Source organism: Paenibacillus sp. IHB B 3415, from assembly GCF_000802655.2.
Lineage (GTDB): Bacteria > Bacillota > Bacilli > Paenibacillales > Paenibacillaceae > Paenibacillus_AQ > Paenibacillus_AQ phytohabitans.
Genome location: NZ_JUEI01000008.1, coordinates 20,429 through 40,419, shown reverse-complemented (window position 1 = coordinate 40,419; position 19,991 = coordinate 20,429). Strand labels below are relative to the sequence as shown.

General features: G+C 45.8%; 21 protein-coding genes and 1 pseudogene. 3 read left to right on the top strand and 19 right to left on the bottom strand.

Annotation, left to right across the window (positions count from 1 at the left end):
- Nucleotides 1-17: 17 nt before the first annotated feature.
- The 11 genes from QW71_RS05130 to QW71_RS05080 all read right to left on the bottom strand — a co-directional run bounded on the left by QW71_RS05130 (nucleotide 18) and on the right by QW71_RS05080 (nucleotide 8,138).
- The gene (locus tag QW71_RS05130) at nucleotides 18-1,328 is read right to left on the bottom strand and encodes an arsenical efflux pump membrane protein ArsB (RefSeq protein WP_039294279.1); all 1,311 of its coding nucleotides are present in this window, start codon (nucleotides 1,326-1,328) and stop codon (nucleotides 18-20) included.
- Nucleotides 1,329-1,673 (bottom strand): helix-turn-helix transcriptional regulator, encoded by a 345-nt coding sequence (locus tag QW71_RS05125; RefSeq protein ID WP_039294274.1) that lies wholly within the window; start codon nucleotides 1,671-1,673, stop codon nucleotides 1,329-1,331. It abuts the gene before it with no gap.
- 84 nt (nucleotides 1,674-1,757) lie between these two features.
- On the bottom strand, nucleotides 1,758-2,081 hold the full coding sequence (locus tag QW71_RS05120; protein WP_039294271.1) for a metalloregulator ArsR/SmtB family transcription factor: 324 nt from the start codon (nucleotides 2,079-2,081) through the stop codon (nucleotides 1,758-1,760).
- A 110-nt stretch (nucleotides 2,082-2,191) separates the two neighbouring features.
- Nucleotides 2,192-2,659 carry an arsenate reductase (thioredoxin) gene (gene arsC / locus QW71_RS05115; RefSeq protein WP_039294269.1) on the bottom strand — a complete coding sequence of 156 codons (468 nt, stop codon included), beginning with the start codon at nucleotides 2,657-2,659 and terminating at the stop codon, nucleotides 2,192-2,194.
- A gap of 40 nt (nucleotides 2,660-2,699) precedes the next feature.
- Entirely contained in the window at nucleotides 2,700-3,125 is a 426-nt protein-coding gene (locus QW71_RS05110) for an arsenate reductase ArsC (protein WP_039294266.1), read from the bottom strand.
- Nucleotides 3,126-3,210: 85 nt separating this feature from the next.
- Nucleotides 3,211-3,963 (bottom strand): phosphate ABC transporter ATP-binding protein PstB, encoded by a 753-nt coding sequence (gene pstB, locus QW71_RS05105; protein WP_039294263.1) that lies wholly within the window; start codon nucleotides 3,961-3,963, stop codon nucleotides 3,211-3,213.
- 18 nt (nucleotides 3,964-3,981) lie between these two features.
- Nucleotides 3,982-4,845 carry a phosphate ABC transporter permease PstA gene (gene pstA / locus QW71_RS05100; protein ID WP_039294261.1) on the bottom strand — a complete coding sequence of 288 codons (864 nt, stop codon included), beginning with the start codon at nucleotides 4,843-4,845 and terminating at the stop codon, nucleotides 3,982-3,984.
- 2 nt (nucleotides 4,846-4,847) lie between these two features.
- Nucleotides 4,848-5,759: a phosphate ABC transporter permease subunit PstC gene (gene pstC, locus QW71_RS05095; RefSeq protein ID WP_039294258.1), complete on the bottom strand. Its 912-nt coding sequence runs from the start codon at nucleotides 5,757-5,759 to the stop codon at nucleotides 4,848-4,850.
- A gap of 106 nt (nucleotides 5,760-5,865) precedes the next feature.
- Complete coding sequence (locus QW71_RS05090) at nucleotides 5,866-6,867, bottom strand: PstS family phosphate ABC transporter substrate-binding protein (protein ID WP_039294255.1); 1,002 nt, start codon at nucleotides 6,865-6,867, stop codon at nucleotides 5,866-5,868.
- A gap of 93 nt (nucleotides 6,868-6,960) precedes the next feature.
- Nucleotides 6,961-7,413: a low molecular weight phosphatase family protein gene (locus tag QW71_RS37770; protein WP_052769897.1), complete on the bottom strand. Its 453-nt coding sequence runs from the start codon at nucleotides 7,411-7,413 to the stop codon at nucleotides 6,961-6,963.
- Nucleotides 7,410-8,138 (bottom strand): winged helix-turn-helix domain-containing protein, encoded by a 729-nt coding sequence (locus QW71_RS05080; protein WP_039294253.1) that lies wholly within the window; start codon nucleotides 8,136-8,138, stop codon nucleotides 7,410-7,412. The genes QW71_RS37770 and QW71_RS05080 overlap by 4 nt, the downstream gene beginning before the upstream one ends.
- Nucleotides 8,139-8,278: 140 nt before the next feature.
- Here QW71_RS05080 and QW71_RS05075 point away from each other — a divergent pair, with 140 nt between their 5' ends.
- The 3 genes and pseudogenes from QW71_RS05075 to QW71_RS05065 form a co-directional block, all read left to right on the top strand.
- Nucleotides 8,279-8,728 (top strand): MarR family winged helix-turn-helix transcriptional regulator, encoded by a 450-nt coding sequence (locus QW71_RS05075; protein WP_039294251.1) that lies wholly within the window; start codon nucleotides 8,279-8,281, stop codon nucleotides 8,726-8,728.
- A gap of 288 nt (nucleotides 8,729-9,016) precedes the next feature.
- Nucleotides 9,017-9,823 (top strand): arsenite methyltransferase, encoded by an 807-nt coding sequence (locus QW71_RS05070; RefSeq protein WP_039294248.1) that lies wholly within the window; start codon nucleotides 9,017-9,019, stop codon nucleotides 9,821-9,823.
- A gap of 41 nt (nucleotides 9,824-9,864) precedes the next feature.
- Nucleotides 9,865-10,341, top strand: a pseudogene (locus tag QW71_RS05065) (arsinothricin resistance N-acetyltransferase ArsN1 family A); the annotation flags it as partial.
- A 53-nt stretch (nucleotides 10,342-10,394) separates the two neighbouring features.
- Here QW71_RS05065 and QW71_RS05060 read toward each other — a convergent pair.
- From QW71_RS05060 to sigW, 8 genes are all read right to left on the bottom strand, one after another.
- On the bottom strand, nucleotides 10,395-10,874 hold the full coding sequence (locus tag QW71_RS05060) for a universal stress protein (RefSeq protein WP_063776430.1): 480 nt from the start codon (nucleotides 10,872-10,874) through the stop codon (nucleotides 10,395-10,397).
- A gap of 389 nt (nucleotides 10,875-11,263) precedes the next feature.
- Nucleotides 11,264-11,593 (bottom strand): helix-turn-helix domain-containing protein, encoded by a 330-nt coding sequence (locus tag QW71_RS05055; RefSeq protein ID WP_039294246.1) that lies wholly within the window; start codon nucleotides 11,591-11,593, stop codon nucleotides 11,264-11,266.
- A gap of 206 nt (nucleotides 11,594-11,799) precedes the next feature.
- The gene (gene glmS, locus QW71_RS05050) at nucleotides 11,800-13,632 is read right to left on the bottom strand and encodes a glutamine--fructose-6-phosphate transaminase (isomerizing) (RefSeq protein ID WP_039294244.1); all 1,833 of its coding nucleotides are present in this window, start codon (nucleotides 13,630-13,632) and stop codon (nucleotides 11,800-11,802) included.
- Between the two features lie 647 nt (nucleotides 13,633-14,279).
- Nucleotides 14,280-15,620, bottom strand: coding sequence for a phosphoglucosamine mutase (gene glmM, locus QW71_RS05045; protein ID WP_039294242.1), 1,341 nt, complete (start codon nucleotides 15,618-15,620; stop codon nucleotides 14,280-14,282).
- 111 nt (nucleotides 15,621-15,731) lie between these two features.
- Entirely contained in the window at nucleotides 15,732-17,180 is a 1,449-nt protein-coding gene (locus tag QW71_RS05040; RefSeq protein WP_039294239.1) for a CdaR family protein, read from the bottom strand.
- On the bottom strand, nucleotides 17,173-18,003 hold the full coding sequence (gene cdaA, locus QW71_RS05035; RefSeq protein ID WP_039294234.1) for a diadenylate cyclase CdaA: 831 nt from the start codon (nucleotides 18,001-18,003) through the stop codon (nucleotides 17,173-17,175). Before cdaA ends, QW71_RS05040 begins: the two co-directional genes overlap by 8 nt.
- A gap of 211 nt (nucleotides 18,004-18,214) precedes the next feature.
- Complete coding sequence (locus tag QW71_RS05030) at nucleotides 18,215-18,829, bottom strand: zf-HC2 domain-containing protein (protein ID WP_039294231.1); 615 nt, start codon at nucleotides 18,827-18,829, stop codon at nucleotides 18,215-18,217.
- A gap of 124 nt (nucleotides 18,830-18,953) precedes the next feature.
- On the bottom strand, nucleotides 18,954-19,520 hold the full coding sequence (gene sigW, locus QW71_RS05025) for an RNA polymerase sigma factor SigW (RefSeq protein ID WP_039294228.1): 567 nt from the start codon (nucleotides 19,518-19,520) through the stop codon (nucleotides 18,954-18,956).
- Nucleotides 19,521-19,991: the final 471 nt, after the last annotated feature.

Genomic DNA, 19,991 nt, shown 5'->3' with positions numbered 1-19,991 from the left:
CGTAATCTCCTTTGAGTTTAAAATAGGATCAATGTTATATAGAGGCCAAGCAGTGTGATAAACAGCGTAGGGATCGTCAGGATAATACCTGTTTTGAAATACGTTCCCCAGGATATCTTCACCCCTTTGGTCGAAAGCACATGCAGCCACAGCAAAGTAGCTAGTGAACCAATCGGTGTAATCTTTGGTCCCAAGTCAGAGCCGATGACATTCGCATAAATCAAGGCTTCCTTAATCAGTCCCGAGGTATGCGTAGCATCAATGGCCAGTGCATCAATCATAACCGTAGGCATGTTATTCATTATGGATGAGATAATTGCAGCAATAAAGCCCATCCCCATCGTTGCGGCGAACAGCCCCTGATCAGCCACAGTTTGAATGACATCGGCAAGGACGTCCGTCAGCCCCGCATTGCGCAGACCATACACGACGACATACATCCCGATGGAAAAGAATACTATCGCCCAAGGCGCACCCTTCACCACTTCCATCGTGGGGACATTAGGGCTTCTTCTCGCCATGAGAAGGAAGAATATTGCGATAACCCCGGCTACCACAGACACCGGAATGTTAAGGAACTCACTCACGAAGTATCCTACCAGCAGAAGCGCTAATACCCACCAGGATAGTTTGAACATTTTCTTATCTTTGATAGCTTCCTGCGGATTTTTCAGCTGAGAGCTATCGAATTTCTTGGGAATGCTTTTACGGAAAAAGAAGTACAGAACCAGAATACTTGCCCCTAAGGAAAACAAAGTAGGCATCAGCATCCGTCCAGCGTATTCCATAAAGGTAATCCCGAAAAAGTCCGCCGATACGATATTCACCAGATTACTTACAACCAGCGGCAAAGACGTAGTATCCGCAATGAACCCGCTAGCAATGATGAACGGAAAGACTTTCTTCTCATCAAAATTCAGCGCACGGACCATAGCCAGCACAATCGGGGTCAGAATGAGCGCCGCTCCATCGTTGGCAAAAAACGCGGCTACTACCGCACCAAGAATGGTGACATAGATGAACATCCGGGTTCCATTCCCGCGGGCAGCTCTGGCCATATGTAGGGCAGCCCATTCGAAGAATCCAATTTTATCGAGGATGAGCGAGATCAGAATGATCGCAACAAAGGCCAGTGTGGCATTCCATACAATCAAAGTGACGTCCTTAACATCACTAAAGCTGACTACTCCGGCAAGTAACGCGAGTACCGCTCCGCCGCAGGCAGACCAGCCAATGGATAAGTTTTTAGGCTGCCAAATGACAAATACTAAAGTAACAATAAAAATGAAACCCGCTAAGAATACAGAAACCAATCCGCTAACCTCCATTTAGTCACATGAAATCCTTAAGCCTTTCTTATCGAGCTCTTCTAATTCATGATCCTGTGAAGGAACGAAGGCAATCAGATTCTGAATTAATTCATGCTGGATGCTGTTTGGATTCACCGAGTAAAAAATCCACTGGCCTTTCCTGTTCTCCTTGACCAAGCCTGCATCTTTAAGCTTCCGCAAGTGTTGGCTCACAGATGGCTGACTCGTCTTGAATATTTCAACAAGCTCGCATACACAGCATTCCTGCTTCTCCAGAAGTTTCATCATCGTCAGCCTGGTCTTATCTCCCAGAAGCTTTAACGTCTGCGATACTTCATCCAACTCATCCAGATTAAAGCTCATCTTCAGTCCCCCTTTCACCTCATCATTATATAACTATACACTTATATAATCAAGTGAGAATATGATTCCCCTCCTGTTCAATCCTTAATCACAAGCACATTCCGAGTACTCCCCTTTTAACAAGGACAGTAGCGTTTGGGTGTCAGGCAATGCACTTAGAACGGGTTGAATAAAGGAACCCTCTTCTATATCCAAAGAGTAGTATACCCATTGTGCGCGTTTCGTCTCCTTCACTAGCCCCTGTGCCTTTAATTTCCTCAAGTGCTGGCTCACACTAGGTTGAGACATATTTAAAATATCGACTAAATCACATACACACCATTCTTTATCTTTAAGCAGTCCAAGTATCGTTAGCCTGGTTTTGTCACCCAATAATTTCAGCTTCTCAGCCATTTCACTATTGAACATATGCACAGTCCTCTCCAGAGTACAAACCAAATGATACATAAATATATAATCATATATTAAAGTTCATTTCGTTTAAAATCAAGAAAGGCAATTGCAATCGATCCATCAACTTATTGAAGGACAGCTTTGAATTCGAACCGACCGGACTTTGACAATCCTTCAATGAACCACTTCATCTTGATATTAATTAAATCCCGAACCTCACGAAATTTACTCATAATTTCTTCTTCCGTACCATTGGCTTTTGCCGGATCTTCAAATCCCCAGTGCACCTTTTTGACTCTTGGAGGCAATACCGGGCAATGCTCATCTGCATGGCCGCATAAGGTAATAATGATGTCGGAACGGGCGATGAGGGACAGAGAAACAATGTCCGAGGTTTGGTTTGAAATACTTACACCGGCTTCCTCCATGACTTGTACTGCCCGTGGATTCAACCCGTGTGCTTCAAGGCCCGCGCTGTAAATCTCCAAATTTCCTTTATAGAGTTCACTGTAATACCGGGCAAACCCTTCAGCCATCTGGCTTCGACAAGAATTACCTGTACACAGAAATAGGATCACTAACGGCTCTTCCATTGCTATTCCTCCCGTGCTAAAAGTAGTTGGCAAGAAAGACTTATTCGTTAACAGGGACATTCATTTCTTTTAATAACTCAAGCACCCGCAGCTGGATTTCATCACGTGCAGCCCTCACGTCTTCCAGACGGCCCTCATGGGTTAATGGATCTGTAATATCCCATTGTACATTCTTGATGGCAAAGGGAACGATCGGACACTTTTCATTGACTTGTTCACATAACTTTATAATGACTTTCGATTGCATAAATGTTGTCATATCAATCGTTTTGGAGCTTTTTCCTGAAATATCAATTCCCACTTCTTTCATGACTTCGATCGTATAGGGATGAATCTCTCCGGATTCAAGTCCTGCACTTTCAGCGATCACATGCTCCCCACCATAATGTCTGGCAAAAGCCTCAGCAATCTGACTGCGGCAACGATTCTGGATACAGAGGAAATACAGGCGAATGGGTTGTTCCATTTTCTCAGACCCCTTTCTATTTATAGTTCATTATATAATTAGTTCGTTATATCCAAATCATACTTTATGTTATCGCATTGTAAAATCAACCAAACCGGCCCATGACATAATTACTGGTGCTTTCATTTACCGGGCTCGAGAATAAATCCAGCGTTGAAGCATACTCAATACATTCACCACTAAGCAAAAAAGCTGTTTGATCTGAAATCCGGGCAGCTTGAGCCAGGTTATGAGTGACCATTACGATGGTATATGTTTGTTTCAGATCCTTCACCAGCTCTTCAATCTTTTGCGTAGATACGGGATCTAACGCTGCCGTGGATTCATCCATCAGCAGAATATCCGGATTTACAGCCAGTGCTCTTGCAATACATATCCGCTGCTGCTGTCCTCCAGATAAGCTCAAGGCAGGATGCTTCAGGTTATCTTTAACTTCTTCCCATACAGCGGCAGCACGCAAGCTTGTTTCCACAATTTCATTCAAAGCCGCTTTCTTCTTGATCCCGTGCAGCCGGGGGCCATAGGCAATATTATCGTATATCGACATGGGGAACGGGTTCGGCAACTGGAACACCATACCCACACGCTTACGCAACATTTCTGTTCGTATCCCTTTTTCGTATATTGAATAACCTGAAATCTGAATATCTCCTTCCACCCTCACATCCTGAATTTGGTCATTCATTCGGTTAATGGTTCGCAGCAAGGTGGATTTTCCGCAGCCGGAAGGACCAATCAACGCTGTAATTGATTTTTCAGGAATCTCCAAATGTATATCCTTGAGCGCCTGATGTTTTCCATAATATACATTCAGCTCATTCACTTCTATGGCATTCATCTCTGGTAGTTCCCTTCTTTACAGGTTCTTCTGAAATTTATTGCGCAGGATTACAGCAATCATATTGAGGAATAGAAGCATCACGAGCAATACGATAATTCCCGCTGCAGCAAGATCATGGAAATCGGTCTGTGGCTTAGCGATCCAGTTATAGATTTGTATAGGCATTACGGTGAACTGGTCCAGCAGGTTATTGGGCAGGAATGCTACATAAGTTAGCGCTCCAATCATAACCAAGGGAGCCGTTTCCCCTATCGCCCGTGAGACTGCCAGAATAACCCCCGTTAATATTCCTGGAAAAGCCGAAGGCAATACAGCACGTTGTACCGTTAGCCATTTGGTTGCTCCCAAGGCAAGAGATGCTTCTCTTCTTGTATTCGGGACGGCTTTAATTGCCTCTTGGGAAGAGACAATGATCACTGGAAGAACAAGCAGTGTCATCGTTAATGCACCGGAAAGCAGGCTTCGGTCCAAATGAAGGCCTCTCACAAATATCGCAAGCCCTAAGATACCATATACAATAGAGGGTACACCTGCTAAAGTGCTGATGTTCAATTGAATAACCTTGGTCAACCAATTTTTCTGCGCGTATTCCTCTAAAAAGATCGCTGCACCTACTCCAATTAGAAACGATAGCGGAACCATGATAAGAACCATGTACACCGTTCCGACGAGCGCTGATTTCAATCCCGAAGACGATGCTCTACGTGAAGGATAGTTGGTGAACAGATCTGGGGTAAACGATTGGATACCATCCATTAATATGGTCACCATTAATAGGATAAGGGCCAGAATACCTACGGAAGTTGCTGCAAGGAATACCAGCTTCAATGCCGTATCTTTTCTTCTTCTGCCGGCAATTTGTTTACTTTGTTCTCCCATGACTAATAGACCTCCCTAAACCGCTTCGCAATGGCAGAGGCTACAATATTTAAACCAAATGTAATGACAAACAGCGTCAATCCAACGGCAAAGATAGAGCCATACGCCAAAGAACCATGCGGTGTATCTCCTAAGCTTACCTGTACAATGTAAGCCGTCATGGTTTGAATACTGTCAAGCGGGTTCCCTGTCATTTGAGGTGTCGCACCCGCAGCAATAGTAACGATCATCGTCTCTCCAATAGCCCGTGAGAATGCAAGAACAAACGAAGAGATGATACCCGATAGAGCTGCCGGAACAACCACCTGCAGCGCCACTTCCAGACGAGTCGCCCCAAGAGCATATGCACCATGTCTCAAGCTTTTAGGAACTGCACGCATCGCATCTTCACTGAGTGAGGAAACCATGGGGATAATCATAATCCCTACGGCAATCCCTGCACTGAGGGCAGAGAACATGCCTGCACCGGGAATCAGACCTTGGATAACAGGTGCAATAAAGCTTAGGGCGAAATAACCATAAACAATTGTCGGCACCCCAGCCAATACTTCCAATACAGGCTTAACAATTTTCGTTACCTTCGGAGAGGCATATTCACTTAAGTAGATGGCGGTGGCTAATCCAATGGGAAGGGCAATGAGTGAAGCAATAATCGTAACCATAAAAGTTCCTGCTAGCAGCGGCAACACTCCAAAGCTGGTAGGAGCGATTAGCGGGGCCCACTTCGTGCCGGTAAAGAAATCTACCAAGGAAACTTCATTGAAAAAAGCAATAGATTCAGAGAATAGCGTATACACAATCCCAATGGTAGTGAATACCGAAATAATTGCACATAAAAATAGCAGGACTGGCATGATATAATCTGTTATTCGCAGCTTCTTTTTTCTAAACGGATGGTTTGGAACCTCCTGCATCACACATAATCTCCTTAATTTCAGAATTAGGACAAAAAATGTGATACCTCCACATTTATATAATGTCGAGATATCACAATGAACTCCTCTATCCTTACAAAATGATTTATTGAAGCTTAGCGATTCCTTCGTCATACATTTCTTGAGGAAGGCGGATATAGCCAACTTCTTCGGATAAGTCAGCAGCATTATTCATGTAATAGTCCACAAATGCTTTCACTTCAGGTTTTTCCAGGAAAGCTTTATTCACATAAATATAGAGCGGGCGTGACAATGGAGCATACGTACCATCATTAATGGTTTCCGCTGAAGGAGAGATTGGACCTTTGCCTCCATCGATAGGAACGAGCTTAAGCTTGTCCTGATTCTCCTCAAAGTAAGCAAAGCCGAAATACCCCAGGGCATATTTCTCTCCCTCAACCCCTTGAACGAGTGTATTGTCATCTTCACTAAAGGTTACCAGAGCATCATTACGGCTTGCCTGAGCTTCATCATTAATAGTTTCTGTGAAGTAATCGAACGTTCCGGAATCAGCACCTGGTGAGAAAATCTTAATCTCTTCTGCAGGCCATTCACTCCGCACATCACTCCATTGGTTCACTGTGCTGCCTGGTTTGAAGATTTCATGCAGTTCCTCAGTCGTTAAGTGATCGACCCAATCATTCTCCGGATTTACAAGTACGGACAATCCGTCATACGCAACTTCTAATTCGATATATTCAACTCCGTTTGTCTTCGCGAGTTCAGCCTCTTCATCCTTAATGGGACGAGATGCATTGGAGATCGCTGTCTCACCGGCTGCAAACCGCTTAAAACCGCCACCTGTTCCTGATACACCAACAGTTACGCGGACATCCTTATTTTCTTTACCAAACTCCTCAGCTACAGCTTCGGTAATTGGATAAACTGTGCTTGAACCATCGATCTCTATCGATCCAGACAGGGAAGTTTCAGGAGTGGCACTTTGCTCGGCACTGCTTGCATTACTTGGTGCATCAGTTGCTCCCGTAGCGTTATTGGCACCGTTGTTCCCGTTGCCACAAGCTGCTAACGCAAAAGATAGACTCAAAACCGCAAACAATGACATAACCCTCTTCATCTTTTTCATCGCTCCCATTTGAACATATTTATATTACAATATAAGAATATAGTTATATTGTAAAAAATGACGTTCCTTTTTGTTAACTCTGCGTTAAATAATTCATTCCGATGAATGAGAGGGCTCCCCATGCATTGGGATATTGTATTTTTCAAACACTTGTTCGATATAACCTTTAATTTTAAATATGACCTCCATAAGCTCTTCTGTCGTCGTAGGCACAAATGTATACGGATCAGGAATATTCCAAAGCTCATAGGCTACGCCGGTCGGGAACACCGGACAACTTTCCCTTTTGTCATCGCAACAGACGATCACCAAATCGGCTTCCAGAATCGAAAGAATATCAAAGGCCCACCCGCTTTCAGTGAGCAGCGGCACTCCTGCCTCATTCATAACTTGTATGGTTAACGGGTCTATGATCTTTGGTTCAATCCCACCACTGTCTACTCGAACGTGCGCTCCCCCGTAATGAGCAACCAATCGCGCAGCAATCTGGCTCCGGCAGCGGTTGTAGTTACTAAGAAAGAATATACGCATAGGTGTAGCTTTCATGCTTGTTCCTCCCGGTTGTGAATGACTAGACGATAACCTCTTTTTCTTAAGTTCTTGATTTCCATTCCCCCATGAAAAATAGCCAGCTTCTTGCGCAGTTTTAAAATATGCTCCTGAATGGTACGGCTTGAAATCTGTAAATCAAAAATACAAATATTCTCCAGATAATCTAAAGTAACGTATCTGGATTCATGCTGCAGGAGTTTGATGAATATATAGAGCTCAGTTTTCCCCAGTGACAACACCGTATGATTTCTTTCTATTTCGAACCGGTCGATGTAGACTTCCACATCCCTGAACCTATAAGCCTTTGTCTGTGAGGATACTTGCAGCTTAGACGCACTTCCTGTGTATCTGCTTAAGATCAATTCAATTTTCCGAATCAACTCCGGAAACTCTATAGGTACTTGAATATGATCTCGTACAAAACCAGTAAACACATCTTGTGTTAAGAAAGAGCTGGGGGTCTTAATGATCTCTATGATGGGTGGACTGCCTGCGCTTCTCCAATACACTTCTATCTCGGATTGCTTGTCTTTTCTGAGCATCGAATCTACTATAAGCAAATCACAAATCGGCAATGTTAAGCCCGGAGCAGTATAAGCACCGATATTAACAATATATCCTTGATTCATTAGTCCAAAGCTTAATAGATCGCTAATCATTCGTTCAGAATGCAAGATCAAGATGCGCTTAGGGATCATATCTACCCACTGAGTTTTCACATAATACACCTCATTCATTAGTATATAAGTTTATGATTATATTGTAATATACAAAGTCCGGAAATCAAGACAAGATAAATTTAATTTTAACTTGCAATTTGCAAATATCGGAGTTATAACTAATACATGAGGTGAAAACAATGGAAACTCCACGAGAATTATTCCAAATCATGACCCGGCGTTTAGGTTTGCTCAACAAGGATTGCTGCAGCGTAGGTGGATGTGATCTCTCCACAACCCAAAGCCATCTGCTGTATGAAATTGATAGAAGCCACAATCCCTCCATGCAACAGGTCGCTGAAATATTGGGGACTGATATTACGACTTTCAGCAGACAAGTTCAGTCTTTAGTGAAAATGAATTTGGTTAAAAAGACACCTGATCCCACAGATCGAAGAGTTTATAATCTGTCGCTTACTCCCGAAGGAAAAATGGTAGCTACAACCATTGATCAACAAATGAACGCATACCTGAATGAAGCCTTCTCGAATATGAGTGAGTTTGAAGTAGACACATTACTACGATCCATTAAGCTTTTCAACGAAGCCATGGGGAAATCCAGCAATTGCTGCGCACCTGTAAAAGGGTGATTTCTCTTGACTCATATTTGCAATTTGCAAATTATTTCAACGCTCGTCTAATGACTAGGAGGTTTTTTGATGCTGAGAGATCTATACGTGGCCGAGGTCTTACACAAACGCCGTCAGGAGGAATTACATCAAGTCACGCTGCATGCTTGGAAATACTTTAGGAAGAAGGACACTTTGAAAGGGACCTTTTCCCCTTCATTTTTCCGTTCAAAACAATTTGTTTGCTGCGAACCCTGCTGCTAAATGAGCAAAGAAAAATCAAATATTAAATTAAAGGAGTGTTTAATCATGAGCAAACTTACAAATGATCAAATCCGTCAGAATGTTCGGGGACGCTATCAAAAAATCGCTGTGAAAAAGGTCGAAGCTGCCTCTTCCTGCTGCGCACCTGCTGAAAGTAGCTGCTGTGACTCCCCATCTGATTTTGATGCCATATCCGCTAAGCTGGGTTATTCCAGCGAGGATCTGTCTGCAGCTCCTGAAGGCGCAAATTTAGGCCTTGGATGCGGTAACCCTCAGGCTATTGCTGAATTGCAGGCGGGTGAACATGTTCTGGACCTTGGGAGCGGTGGTGGATTCGATTGCTTCCTCGCTTCCCGGCAGGTAGGTGAGCAAGGCCATGTTATCGGTGTGGATATGACACCTGAAATGATCAGCCGTGCAAGGGACAATGCTATTAAAGGAAAATTCAACAACGCGGAATTCAGATTGGGCGAAATTGAACATCTCCCCGTCGCTGACAATTCAATAAACGTGATTATCTCCAACTGCGTGATTAACCTCTCACCAGACAAACAGCAAGTATTCCGTGAGGCCTATCGTGTCCTTCAGTCTGGCGGGCGTCTGGCTATCTCTGATATCGTAACTACAGCTGAGCTTCCCCCTGAGATCAAAAATGACCTGGACGAATTATATTCTGGTTGTATCTCCGGAGCCTCTTCCATTGCTGATGTAGAGCAGATGCTTCGGGAAAGTGGCTTCTCTGAGATTACTATTGAGCCAAAAGACGAATCCAGAACTTTCATCAAAGACTGGGTTCCCGGTGCGAACGTTGACCAATACATCGTTTCTGCTGTAATTAAAGCAAGAAAGTAAGCATTAGGAGGATGTTCATATGATCACTACATTTAACTGTTCGTCAGGCCACATCAGCGGATATTATAAGTATCCTTCGCATCTACAATCAAGGGATCGAGGACCGGATCGCTACGCTCGAAACGGAGACGAAAGATTCCTCCTATATGGAGGCATGGTTCAACGATCACCAAGGCCGCTTTAGCGTTTGGGTAGCGGAAAGAGAAGGTGAAGTAGTCGGTTGGGCTTCTCTGAACCCTTACTCCCATCGCTGTGCCTATAATGGAGTCGCTGACCTCTCCGTTTACATTGATCGCAGCTTTCGTGGACAGGGTGTAGGTAGTTCTCTCCTAGAGTCCTTACACAAGATAGCTAAGGAAAAGAGCTTTTATAAAATTGTTCTCTTTACTTTTCCGTTCAACCAAGGCGGTCAAGGCTTGTACATGAAAATGGGTTATCGGCAGGTTGGTGTATTTGAGAAGCAGGGAATTATGAATGGAGTGTTTATTAACGTGATGATTATGGAGAAACTGCTTTAAATTATTATACATTCCCTTGAAAATCGGCTATGGTAATCTGCTCGATCCCGGAATCACAAAAACCAACTCCGACAATGATCGAGGTTGGTTTTTGTGACATTTAAAACCGTTCGATATTTTACAATCATTACCGGACAATGCACTCTTTTTACAACCTTATGGCTAACACTTCCCAGAACCATCTCTTGAAGTGCATTTAATCCCCGGCTCCCGATGATAACCAGCTCCACTTTTTCCTTGTTAGCATATTCGATGATGGTTGGGCCGGACTCTCCATGCATTATTTTTAATTTATATACGGTATTTCCTTGTTTCAGTATTTCTTCGACAGGTGCCAGCTTCAGCCGTCTCTTCAGCTCCAGCTCCTCTCTGCCCCCAGTATGCAAAATTTCACTCTTTGCTTTGGAGAAGTCGGCAACACTAATCACATCAATCTGGCAGCCTGGTGTTAAAGATACCAGCTTTACCGCTTCCTTGGTCGCTCTCAGGGAATTCTCCGACCCATCTACAGCTAATACGATCCGATTATACATCCTTCATTCACTCCTGAAGTCAAATTAGTGGGCACTTGACTTTGCATTGGCATCATTATGGATAGCCAGTTTATCTACGATCCGTTGGCATGAAGAATTTAAACCTTTAATCGTAACCCGGTTATTGTTCTCCCGGTATTTAATGACCACCTTATCAATCGCACCAACGGCAGTTAGTCTTAGCCACACGAAGTATTCGTTAGAGGCTAAATTAGAAGGCATTCTTTATATGTATTTTCAACTAAATCCATAATTATATTCAGCATAAAACACTTCACTTTTCATTTAATCAACTTCCTAGTCAGACAATAATTTCATTGCAGAAGTATCATCTGCAAAATTAAAAAAGGTAACCCGCGTTATTTTTAGGTTACCTTTTACTACAACACTTATGATCTTAATTTTATCTTTAATCGCATTATCTCAATAATTTCATTCTTATCATAGTCATTAAGTTCTTTATAAATCTCAACTACATTTTTTTGATTATAATCCCCATATGTAACCCCATCTTCTGTATCTAAGCCGGTTAGTAACCAATTTAAATTAACATTATATTTAACCCTAATTGCTATTAAGGTTTCTGCTGAGGGATTGCTATTTCCCATCTCAATTTCGCTTAGATTTCCTTGAGAGATCCCAATACTTTTAGAAAATTGAGTTTGGTTTAGATTTTCCTCTTTTCGGATACATTTAATTCTATATCCAATATCGAGCATCTATTTCACCGCCATATTTCAAATTAGATACAATTACCTAATGAAAAGAAGGCAACCTGAATTATTCTTTCAGGCTACCTTCTAGGTGCACTATCGGTTTTACACTTTTATCATTAGTTTCACTTATTTTTAACTGGTTTTACTCTTTTTTAACTGGTTTCAATCTTTTATTTCACTGGACAATTTGAAACAATGCCCGAACTTCATTACTCCACAGTAACACTCTTAGCCAAGTTTCTCGGCTTATCAACATCATGACCCAGAGCCAGTGACGCATAGTAAGCCAGCAACTGCAGCGACACTACGGACAATGCAGCAGTCAGCAGCGGCAGGGTCTGAGGAATCACGAACACCTGGTCAACGGATCTGAGCAGATCGTTTTTGTGTCCTTCATGAGTGATCGCCAGGACATGTGCGCCGCGGGCTTTCACTTCTTTGATGTTGCTGACGGTCTTCTCAAGCACGGATTCCTGAGTTGCCAGGGCAATGACAGGAACGCCTTCTTCGATCAGCGCCAGTGTACCATGCTTCAGTTCCCCCGCAGCATAAGCTTCGGAGTGAATGTAGGAGATTTCTTTCAGCTTCAGCGATCCTTCTTGGGCTACTGCGTAATCTACACCGCGGCCGATGAAGAAGAGGTGCTTATGCTCAGCGATTTGCTCAGCGTAAGCTTTGATTGCGTCTTTCTGAGCCAGGATTACTTCTACTTGCTCAGGCAGAGACTGCATAGCTGCGAGAATCTTAGCCACTTCAGGTTCAGACTGGGTGCCGCGTACTTCAGCCAGGTACAGACCCAGCAAAGTGAATGCGATCAGTTGGGAAGTGTAAGCTTTGGTCGATGCTACAGCGATTTCCGGACCAGCCAGTGTTACCAGTACACTGTTTGCTTCCCGGGCAATAGAGCTGCCTACTACATTGGTGATTGCCAGAACATGGGCTCCGTTGGCTTGACCTTCACGAAGAGCGGCCAGTGTATCTGCAGTTTCACCGGATTGGCTGACTACGATAACCAGTGTTTCCGGAGTCACGATCGGCGCACGGTAACGGTATTCGGAAGCAATGTCATTCTCTACCGGAATACGCACCAGGGACTCAATCAGGTTACGTCCTACGAGACCTGCGTTATAAGCAGTACCGCAAGCGACGATCTGGATATTGCGGATGTTCTTAATTTGTTCTTCAGTCAGGTTAAGCTCAGGCAGAATGACTTTGTTGCCTGCAGCATTCATCCGGCCGCGCATTGTATCGCGGTAAGCCTTTGGCTGCTCGTGGATTTCTTTCAGCATGAAGTGCTCATAACCGCCTTTTTCTGCGGTAACAGCATCCCAATCGACAGTAATCATTTCCCGAGAAATAAAGTTGCCTTCAATCGTCATCAATTCGACAGCATCCCGTGTCAATACAGCCATTTCGCCGTCGTTCAGAATATATACGTTGCGGGTGTATTCCAGCAGTGCAGGAATATCAGACCCGATAAAGTTTTCGCCTTCTCCAAGACCAATAATCAGCGGACTGGCCTGACGTACTGCTACCAGTTTATCCGGTTCATATTCAGTCAGAACACCCAGCGCGAACGCACCGCGCATATAAGTGATCGCTTTTTGCACAGCCTTCACGATATCCCCATTGTATTCACGCGCAATCAGATGGGAGATAACTTCGGTATCTGTTTCGGAAGAGAATTTAGCTCCTCCGGCAATCAGTTCTTCCTTGAGATCCAGATAGTTCTCAACAATCCCGTTATGAACTACGGAGAATTTGTGGGTGTTATCTGTGTGCGGATGAGAGTTCTCATCGGATGGCTTGCCGTGTGTAGCCCAGCGGGTGTGGCCAATTCCTGCGCTGCCTGTCAGCGGAGTTGCTTCGAGACGGGATTCCAGGTTCGCCATACGGCCCTGTGCTTTTACAACCTGCAGACCTTCCTTGGTGAATACGGCAATACCTGCGGAATCATACCCGCGATACTCCAGCTTCTTCAAACCCTCGACCAAGATCCCCTGCGAATTCTGATTACCAATATATCCTACAATACCACACATTATATTTTCCTCCGTCCAATTTTCGTAGTAAGGGCGGCCATGAGGAAAGAAACGTGCCGTACGGCATGTTTTGAAGAAAAGCAAATATGTTGTTGTCATTAACAGCTCAACAAAATAACCTGTCACTTGCATCTATAGTCATGAAAATGCACAGTCTTCTCCTCTGCCGTGGCAGAACCATCTGCGTTTCCTGCATATGCGCATACCCATGATTTGTACATTTCAATTGGCACCCACAGGAGCGTTGTGTGAGAGGTCGCCCTCGCATTTTCCGCTTCCATTTACGGCTCTGGTGCATCACCGGGAGGTCCCCGCCGAACATTTCGAACACCTCCACCTCGTCAGCTTACATCTGCCGTGATCCGTTCAGGCCGTTCTGCCCTTATTGGCAGCTTCCGGTCTTCCCTTCTCCCCCGCACAAGATCAAGCTCTGGCGCTTGCATTGCTTCAACCTTACTATCCCCGCTTTCCTTCTGGAATGACACTTAGTCTATTATATGCACCTTACATCGTTTTGGCAATGATGCGGCAAAGAAAACCTTTTTCATCCATTTCAATTGAAAACATCGTCCACACTAAAGGTTCAGCCGGTGAACGAACATTACTCCTCCGTCCACCGGCTGCCCATTCTTGCTTTATTAGCGTAATTACACCAGCTCGCGCTGAACCACTTCAACAATCTGTCCTACAAAAAGATCAAGCTCGGCCTTATCCGGTCCTTCCGCCATTACACGAATCAGCGGCTCGGTTCCCGAAGGACGCACCAGTACACGCCCATTGTCGCCCAGCTTGCCTTCGACTTCTATGATCGCGGCTTCAATCGCCGGATTGTTCGGATAATTGGTTTTGTCCTGCACACGCACATTTACCAGTACCTGCGGATATTTGGTCATCATGGACTTCAGCGTGCTAAGCTTCTTGCCGGAAGTCTTCATCGTATTGACCAGTTGAATCGCCGTCAGAATACCGTCACCTGTCGTATTGTAGTCCAGGAAGATTACATGGCCGGATTGTTCTCCGCCCAGGTTATAACCGCCACGGCGCATTTCTTCCATGACATAACGGTCGCCGACAGCAGTCTTCGCTGTATTCAGCGATAATTTCTCTGTAGCTTTGTAGAATCCGATATTGCTCATTACTGTGGATACAATTGTACCGTCCTTCAGCTTACCCGCACGGTTCATGGCATCCCCGCAAATGCAGAGGATAAAGTCGCCGTCAACCTCATCGCCGTTCTCATCGATAGCAATCAGGCGGTCGGCATCGCCGTCAAAAGCGAGTCCCAGGTCCGCCCCGTGGCGCAGTACTTCCGCACGCAGGGTCTCCGGATGTGTGGAACCGAATCCGTCGTTAATATTAAGCCCGTCCGGCTCTGCACCGATGGAGATTACTTCGGCTCCCAGCTCTCTGAACAGCCGTGGTGCCAGCTCATAAGCCGCGCCGTGCGCACAGTCCAGTACTACCTTAATGCCCTTGAAGTTCTGGTCGATCGTCGTTTTCAGATATTCCAGATACAGATATTTCGCATCATTATCTACCCGGAGCGTACCGAGACCCGATCCGACCGGACGCGGCAGCTCATCCTGCTCGGCATCCATCAGCTCTTCAATCCGCAGCTCTGTTTCATCAGTCAATTTGAAGCCGTCTCCGCCAAAAAACTTAATCCCGTTATCCTCCACCGGGTTATGCGAAGCTGAAATCATGACACCGGCATCAGCCTTGAGCAATCTTGTAATATAAGCAACCGCAGGTGTAGATACCACACCCAGGCGGATCACATCCGCGCCAATGGACAATAAGCCGGCAATCAGTGCCGATTCCAGGAGCGGACCGGAAATACGTGTATCCATCCCAATTACGACCTTAGGCTTTTCCACATTTCCTGCCAGTACATATCCCCCGCAGCGTCCAATGCTGTAGGCCATCTCTGCTGTTAATTCACGGTTTGCGACTCCGCGTACGCCATCTGTTCCGAAATACTTACCCATCTTTTTTCTCCTTTTAATACGCTGCTTCAGCTTAATAAATTATAGTATGATTGATTCTTTATTCCGTGTATATGAGATGCATAATAAATAGACGTGTTCTTGAACAAAAAGTTACGTTCCACCCGTACTGCCGGCGTTATTGCCGCCTGCTGTGGGTGTAGCCGCGTTCTCCGCAGGGGTGTGTGACGGAGTCGGGGTCGGCTCTACAGACTCGTCAGTGTGGGTAGGAGACGGCTCTAGGGGCGTCTCCTCAACGGCAGCCGGCTCAGCACTGGGCTCCGTAGTAGGAACAGCCGTGCTGTTGTCAGCTCCGGCAGAAGGCTCCGGTGTAGCTGGAGCCAGCAGTTCTACCTTTACAGTAAGCTGCGGACCGTCATTCTGCAGTGCTATGAACCGGGGAAGGGAGACCTGCAGCGGAATATCATGAATTCCAGCCGTAAGTCCGCCCACATCAGCAACCACACTGACATTATCCTGGTCCAGCTGGTCCAGCAGGGTAGGCGCACCCGATACTGTCAGATCCATGGAAGTGCTCACAGGATCTAATATAAGGGCTGTCAGCCCGTTGCCTACCCCCTCCAGCTTAATAGGCACAGCGGAGATCGTCCGCTGGGCGATCTCCGCTGTTGAGACCGATACATTCATGGCCGCAGGCTCGATCTTCCCGGCCCCCTCCGGCGGCTTCAGCTCCAGCTTCAGCTGTTCTGTACCGGCAGCTGTAATGGAGCTTAGATTAAGAACCGCCTCATAAGAGGATAGGTTCTGCAATGTCTCCGTGCTGCCATATACAGTCACCATATCCTGTTCAGGTGTAACCCGGGACAGGACCAATGAACCGGGCAGACTGCCGGTAAAGCTGATATCCAGCGGCAGTGTTTTGGACGGAAGCGTAATAGGCAGCTCTACACCCACTGTTGAAGGTTCGATCACAGCATCCTTCAGCTCGTTCCCTTCAGTGTCATAAGCATAGAGCTTCAGCTTCTTCTCACTGAACGGCTCATTCTCCCCATCCAGCTCAATATTCCCCTGTACCTTCGCTACCCGTCCGAGTTCACTGGCCGGAAGGGTCACCTCTGCCGATAACGGATCAACCACCGGATTCCCCACTTGATAACCTGCTGCAGGCTCCCCCGTGATATTCAGGGTAACCGGAAAAGACTTGGTCGTCCGCAGCTCAATATGCACATTCACCTGATTCGGCACCATATCATCCAAGGTTACACCACTCGGCGTCGAATACATTAAGGGAAGCGTATTGTCGCCGGGTTTCACATCACTTAGATCCAGCCACACCCGGTAGGCATCGGAGAACTTGTAGGTAAGATCGGACTTTTTGCCCCTTACCTCCATCCTAACGCTCTCTACATCCTTCGTCAGTACATAGGTATCACTATCGAAGCCTTCGATCTCCACTTTGACATTCTCGATGGTCTTCGATTCGGTATTAACCGTAGTCCGATTCGCCGGCGCCGTATCTACATGCACAATGGTCCAGAGAATAATACTGAGGGCAAGCGCAAGAATTTTGTTGAAGTTATTATTCTTCATCCATTTATCCATTGTTCTTAGTCCCCCTCCATTTCCAGAAAGCGGAACTTTTATCCTTCAGGAGTGAGCTTGCACTCAGCTCTTGATGCAGCTTCGAGATCAGCGACTCTTCCTTGATATCCCGGACGATTTGTCCGTTAATGGCCAGAGAGATCTGTCCGGTCTCCTCGGAGACGACAACAGATACGGAGTCTGCCACTTCACTAATGCCGATGGCGGCGCGATGCCTTGTACCGAGCTCCTTGCTGATGAATGGATTCTCTGACAATGGCAGGTAACAGGCGGCCGCAGCAATCTGGCTCCCCTGCATAATCAGCGCCCCGTCGTGCAGCGGTGTATTCGGAATGAATATGTTAATCAGCAGTTCGGAGCTGACCTCAGAACGCATAGCAATACCGGATTCCGTATATTCGTTGAGTCCCGTGGACCGCTCGAAGACGATTAATGCCCCGATTTTGCGCACAGCTAAATAATTCACCGCTTTAATAACTTCACCAATTAATTTACTGATCTCTTCATCATTCTCGGCAGTCCGCCCGAAGAATTTCCCCCGGCCGAGCTGCTCCAGCCCCCTGCGCAGTTCCGGCTGAAAAATAATAAAGATCGCAAACACCCCAAATGTAAACATTTGGTTCATCAGCCATTTGAGCGTGTACAAATCCAATAGGGTACTGCCCCCCCAGATTACAACCAGGACCAGAATTCCCTTCAGGAGCTGAACGGCCCGCGTACCGCGCACCATATTCAGTACTTTGTAGATGATGTAACTGACAATCAGAATATCGATTATATCTTTAATGGACTCTTTCCATGTAAGGTCGGTAAAATAGCTCATTGCCGAAAACCCCCGTCATTTCAAAATTAGCTGGGTTTATGTAAATTGTCTGTTAGCACTGTATCATATCTAGGTTATAACGTTCAGCCTCCGGTTGCAAGTTTAGGGCTGAAGCAAATTGCAAAACTGGTGTTTTCAGGCAACAAAAAAGCGCCATCTTTCCGGAAAAAGAGGCGCAAATGAGTTTTCTGCTACAAGCGACCAACATTAGCTATCGGTAGGCAACTTCAGAGAACATGTTCGTCACTTTATACCAGAGCCAACTTACCGCTTGGTCTATGCTTTTGACTTGCCCGGAAATATGGGCGGTTGAAGCCTGATACAGCGAGCCGTCGATCACCGTCACATTGCCGTTGACTTCCCCGTATACTTGAGTTTTACCGTTCTCCACCGTCAGATCCCCGGAAATGATTTTGCCGGAGGGTACGATAACCGTATCCCCTTTGATAACAACCTGATCGAGGTCAGTCCCTCTGACTACAAGCTGTCTATCCTGATTCCAAAAAGTTACAGAACTCATCAGCATCACGAAGATAAACACAGAGGCTGCCGTAAGCGCCGGATGTCGTTTGATCCAGGTGATAAAAGCTCTTTCCTTCTTGGGTTTCGGTAATGAATTCATAATCCGGCCTACAAGATCCTCCGAGGCAACAGGGGTCTGGTGCATCAGGGAAAACATCAGCATATCGGTCTGTTCCAGTTCCTTGAACTTCACACGGCAATCCGTACAGGATAGAAGATGCTCCTTCAATTCCCTCTGCTGCAGTTCGGGCAAGTCGTCATCCAGGTAGTCGTGCATCATAGAGACGGCCAGTTTGCATTCCATAGGAGCCAATCCTTTCATGAGTGCTTATTTAATTCTTTCAAGACATAGGAGCAGGACGCATAAGACTTGCTTAACTTACATACGTCACTGCCATGCAGGAGTTTCATAAAAAAATAATCTATTTTTACAATTTAGGGCCTAATTTTTTACGTAAAAACTCACGTCCGCGATGCACACGGGTCTTGATCGTCGTCACAGGCATATCCAGCACATCACTGATCTCCTGAAGCGATAAATCCTGCAGATAGCGCAGTATCATCACCGACCTGTATTTCACGGGCAGGCTGTCGATGGCCTCATAGATGAGGCTCTGTGTCTCCGAGAGCAGCAGCTCCGTCTCCGGTGTCACATTGTCGCTCGGAATCATCGAATACCCGTCAATTCCCTCTTGATCGTTCATCTCGGCATCCAGTGAATACGTCGGCCGCCGCTTGCGCAGCCGGTCAATACAAAGGTTCGTGCCGATACGGTAGATCCACGTTGAGAACTTCTGTTTATCATCATAACGGTCCAAATTCCGGTACACGCGCAAAAAAGTTTCCTGAACAATATCTTCCGCCTCATGGCGGTTATTCAGCATACGGTAAGCCAGATGATATATTTTGTCTTTATATAGTTCCACAAGCTCGGCAAATGCCCTTTGGTCGCCCTTCAAGGCGAGCTTTGTCAATCTGCCTTCCAGATTCTCCACCTGTTAACTCCCCCAGACTTGCCGCCCTTGGTATCTCAGCTCTTGATCATCCACGGTACAAGCATTTAAATCGTAATTCAAGTTCCTGCAAAAATCAAGGTTTGTATTGTTACCTTCTATATATATTGTACTCTGAAAAGCGGACGGGGGGGCTGATTAGTCGCGGACTGCGCGAAACATTTGGACTTCCGGTCGCTGTTATTGGCAGATTTCCTGATTGGAACCGCAGTCTGCGGTCGAAATCTGCCAATAAAGGCGAACGCTGCCGCTCCTCCAGTTCCAAATTTCCGCTCCGCCGTCTCCATCAGCCGGGGTGAACCTCTTTTTTGTTGCCCAAAGTATATCTCAGGCAACAATGGGGTGGGGCAAAGTGCGCGAAGCTGCTTGGATGCAGCAGCTTCTACCAGGCGGCCACCAGGGCCTTACTGTTTCCCGGCCCCCGTCACTGCAAAAACCCCGTTCAGCCTCCAG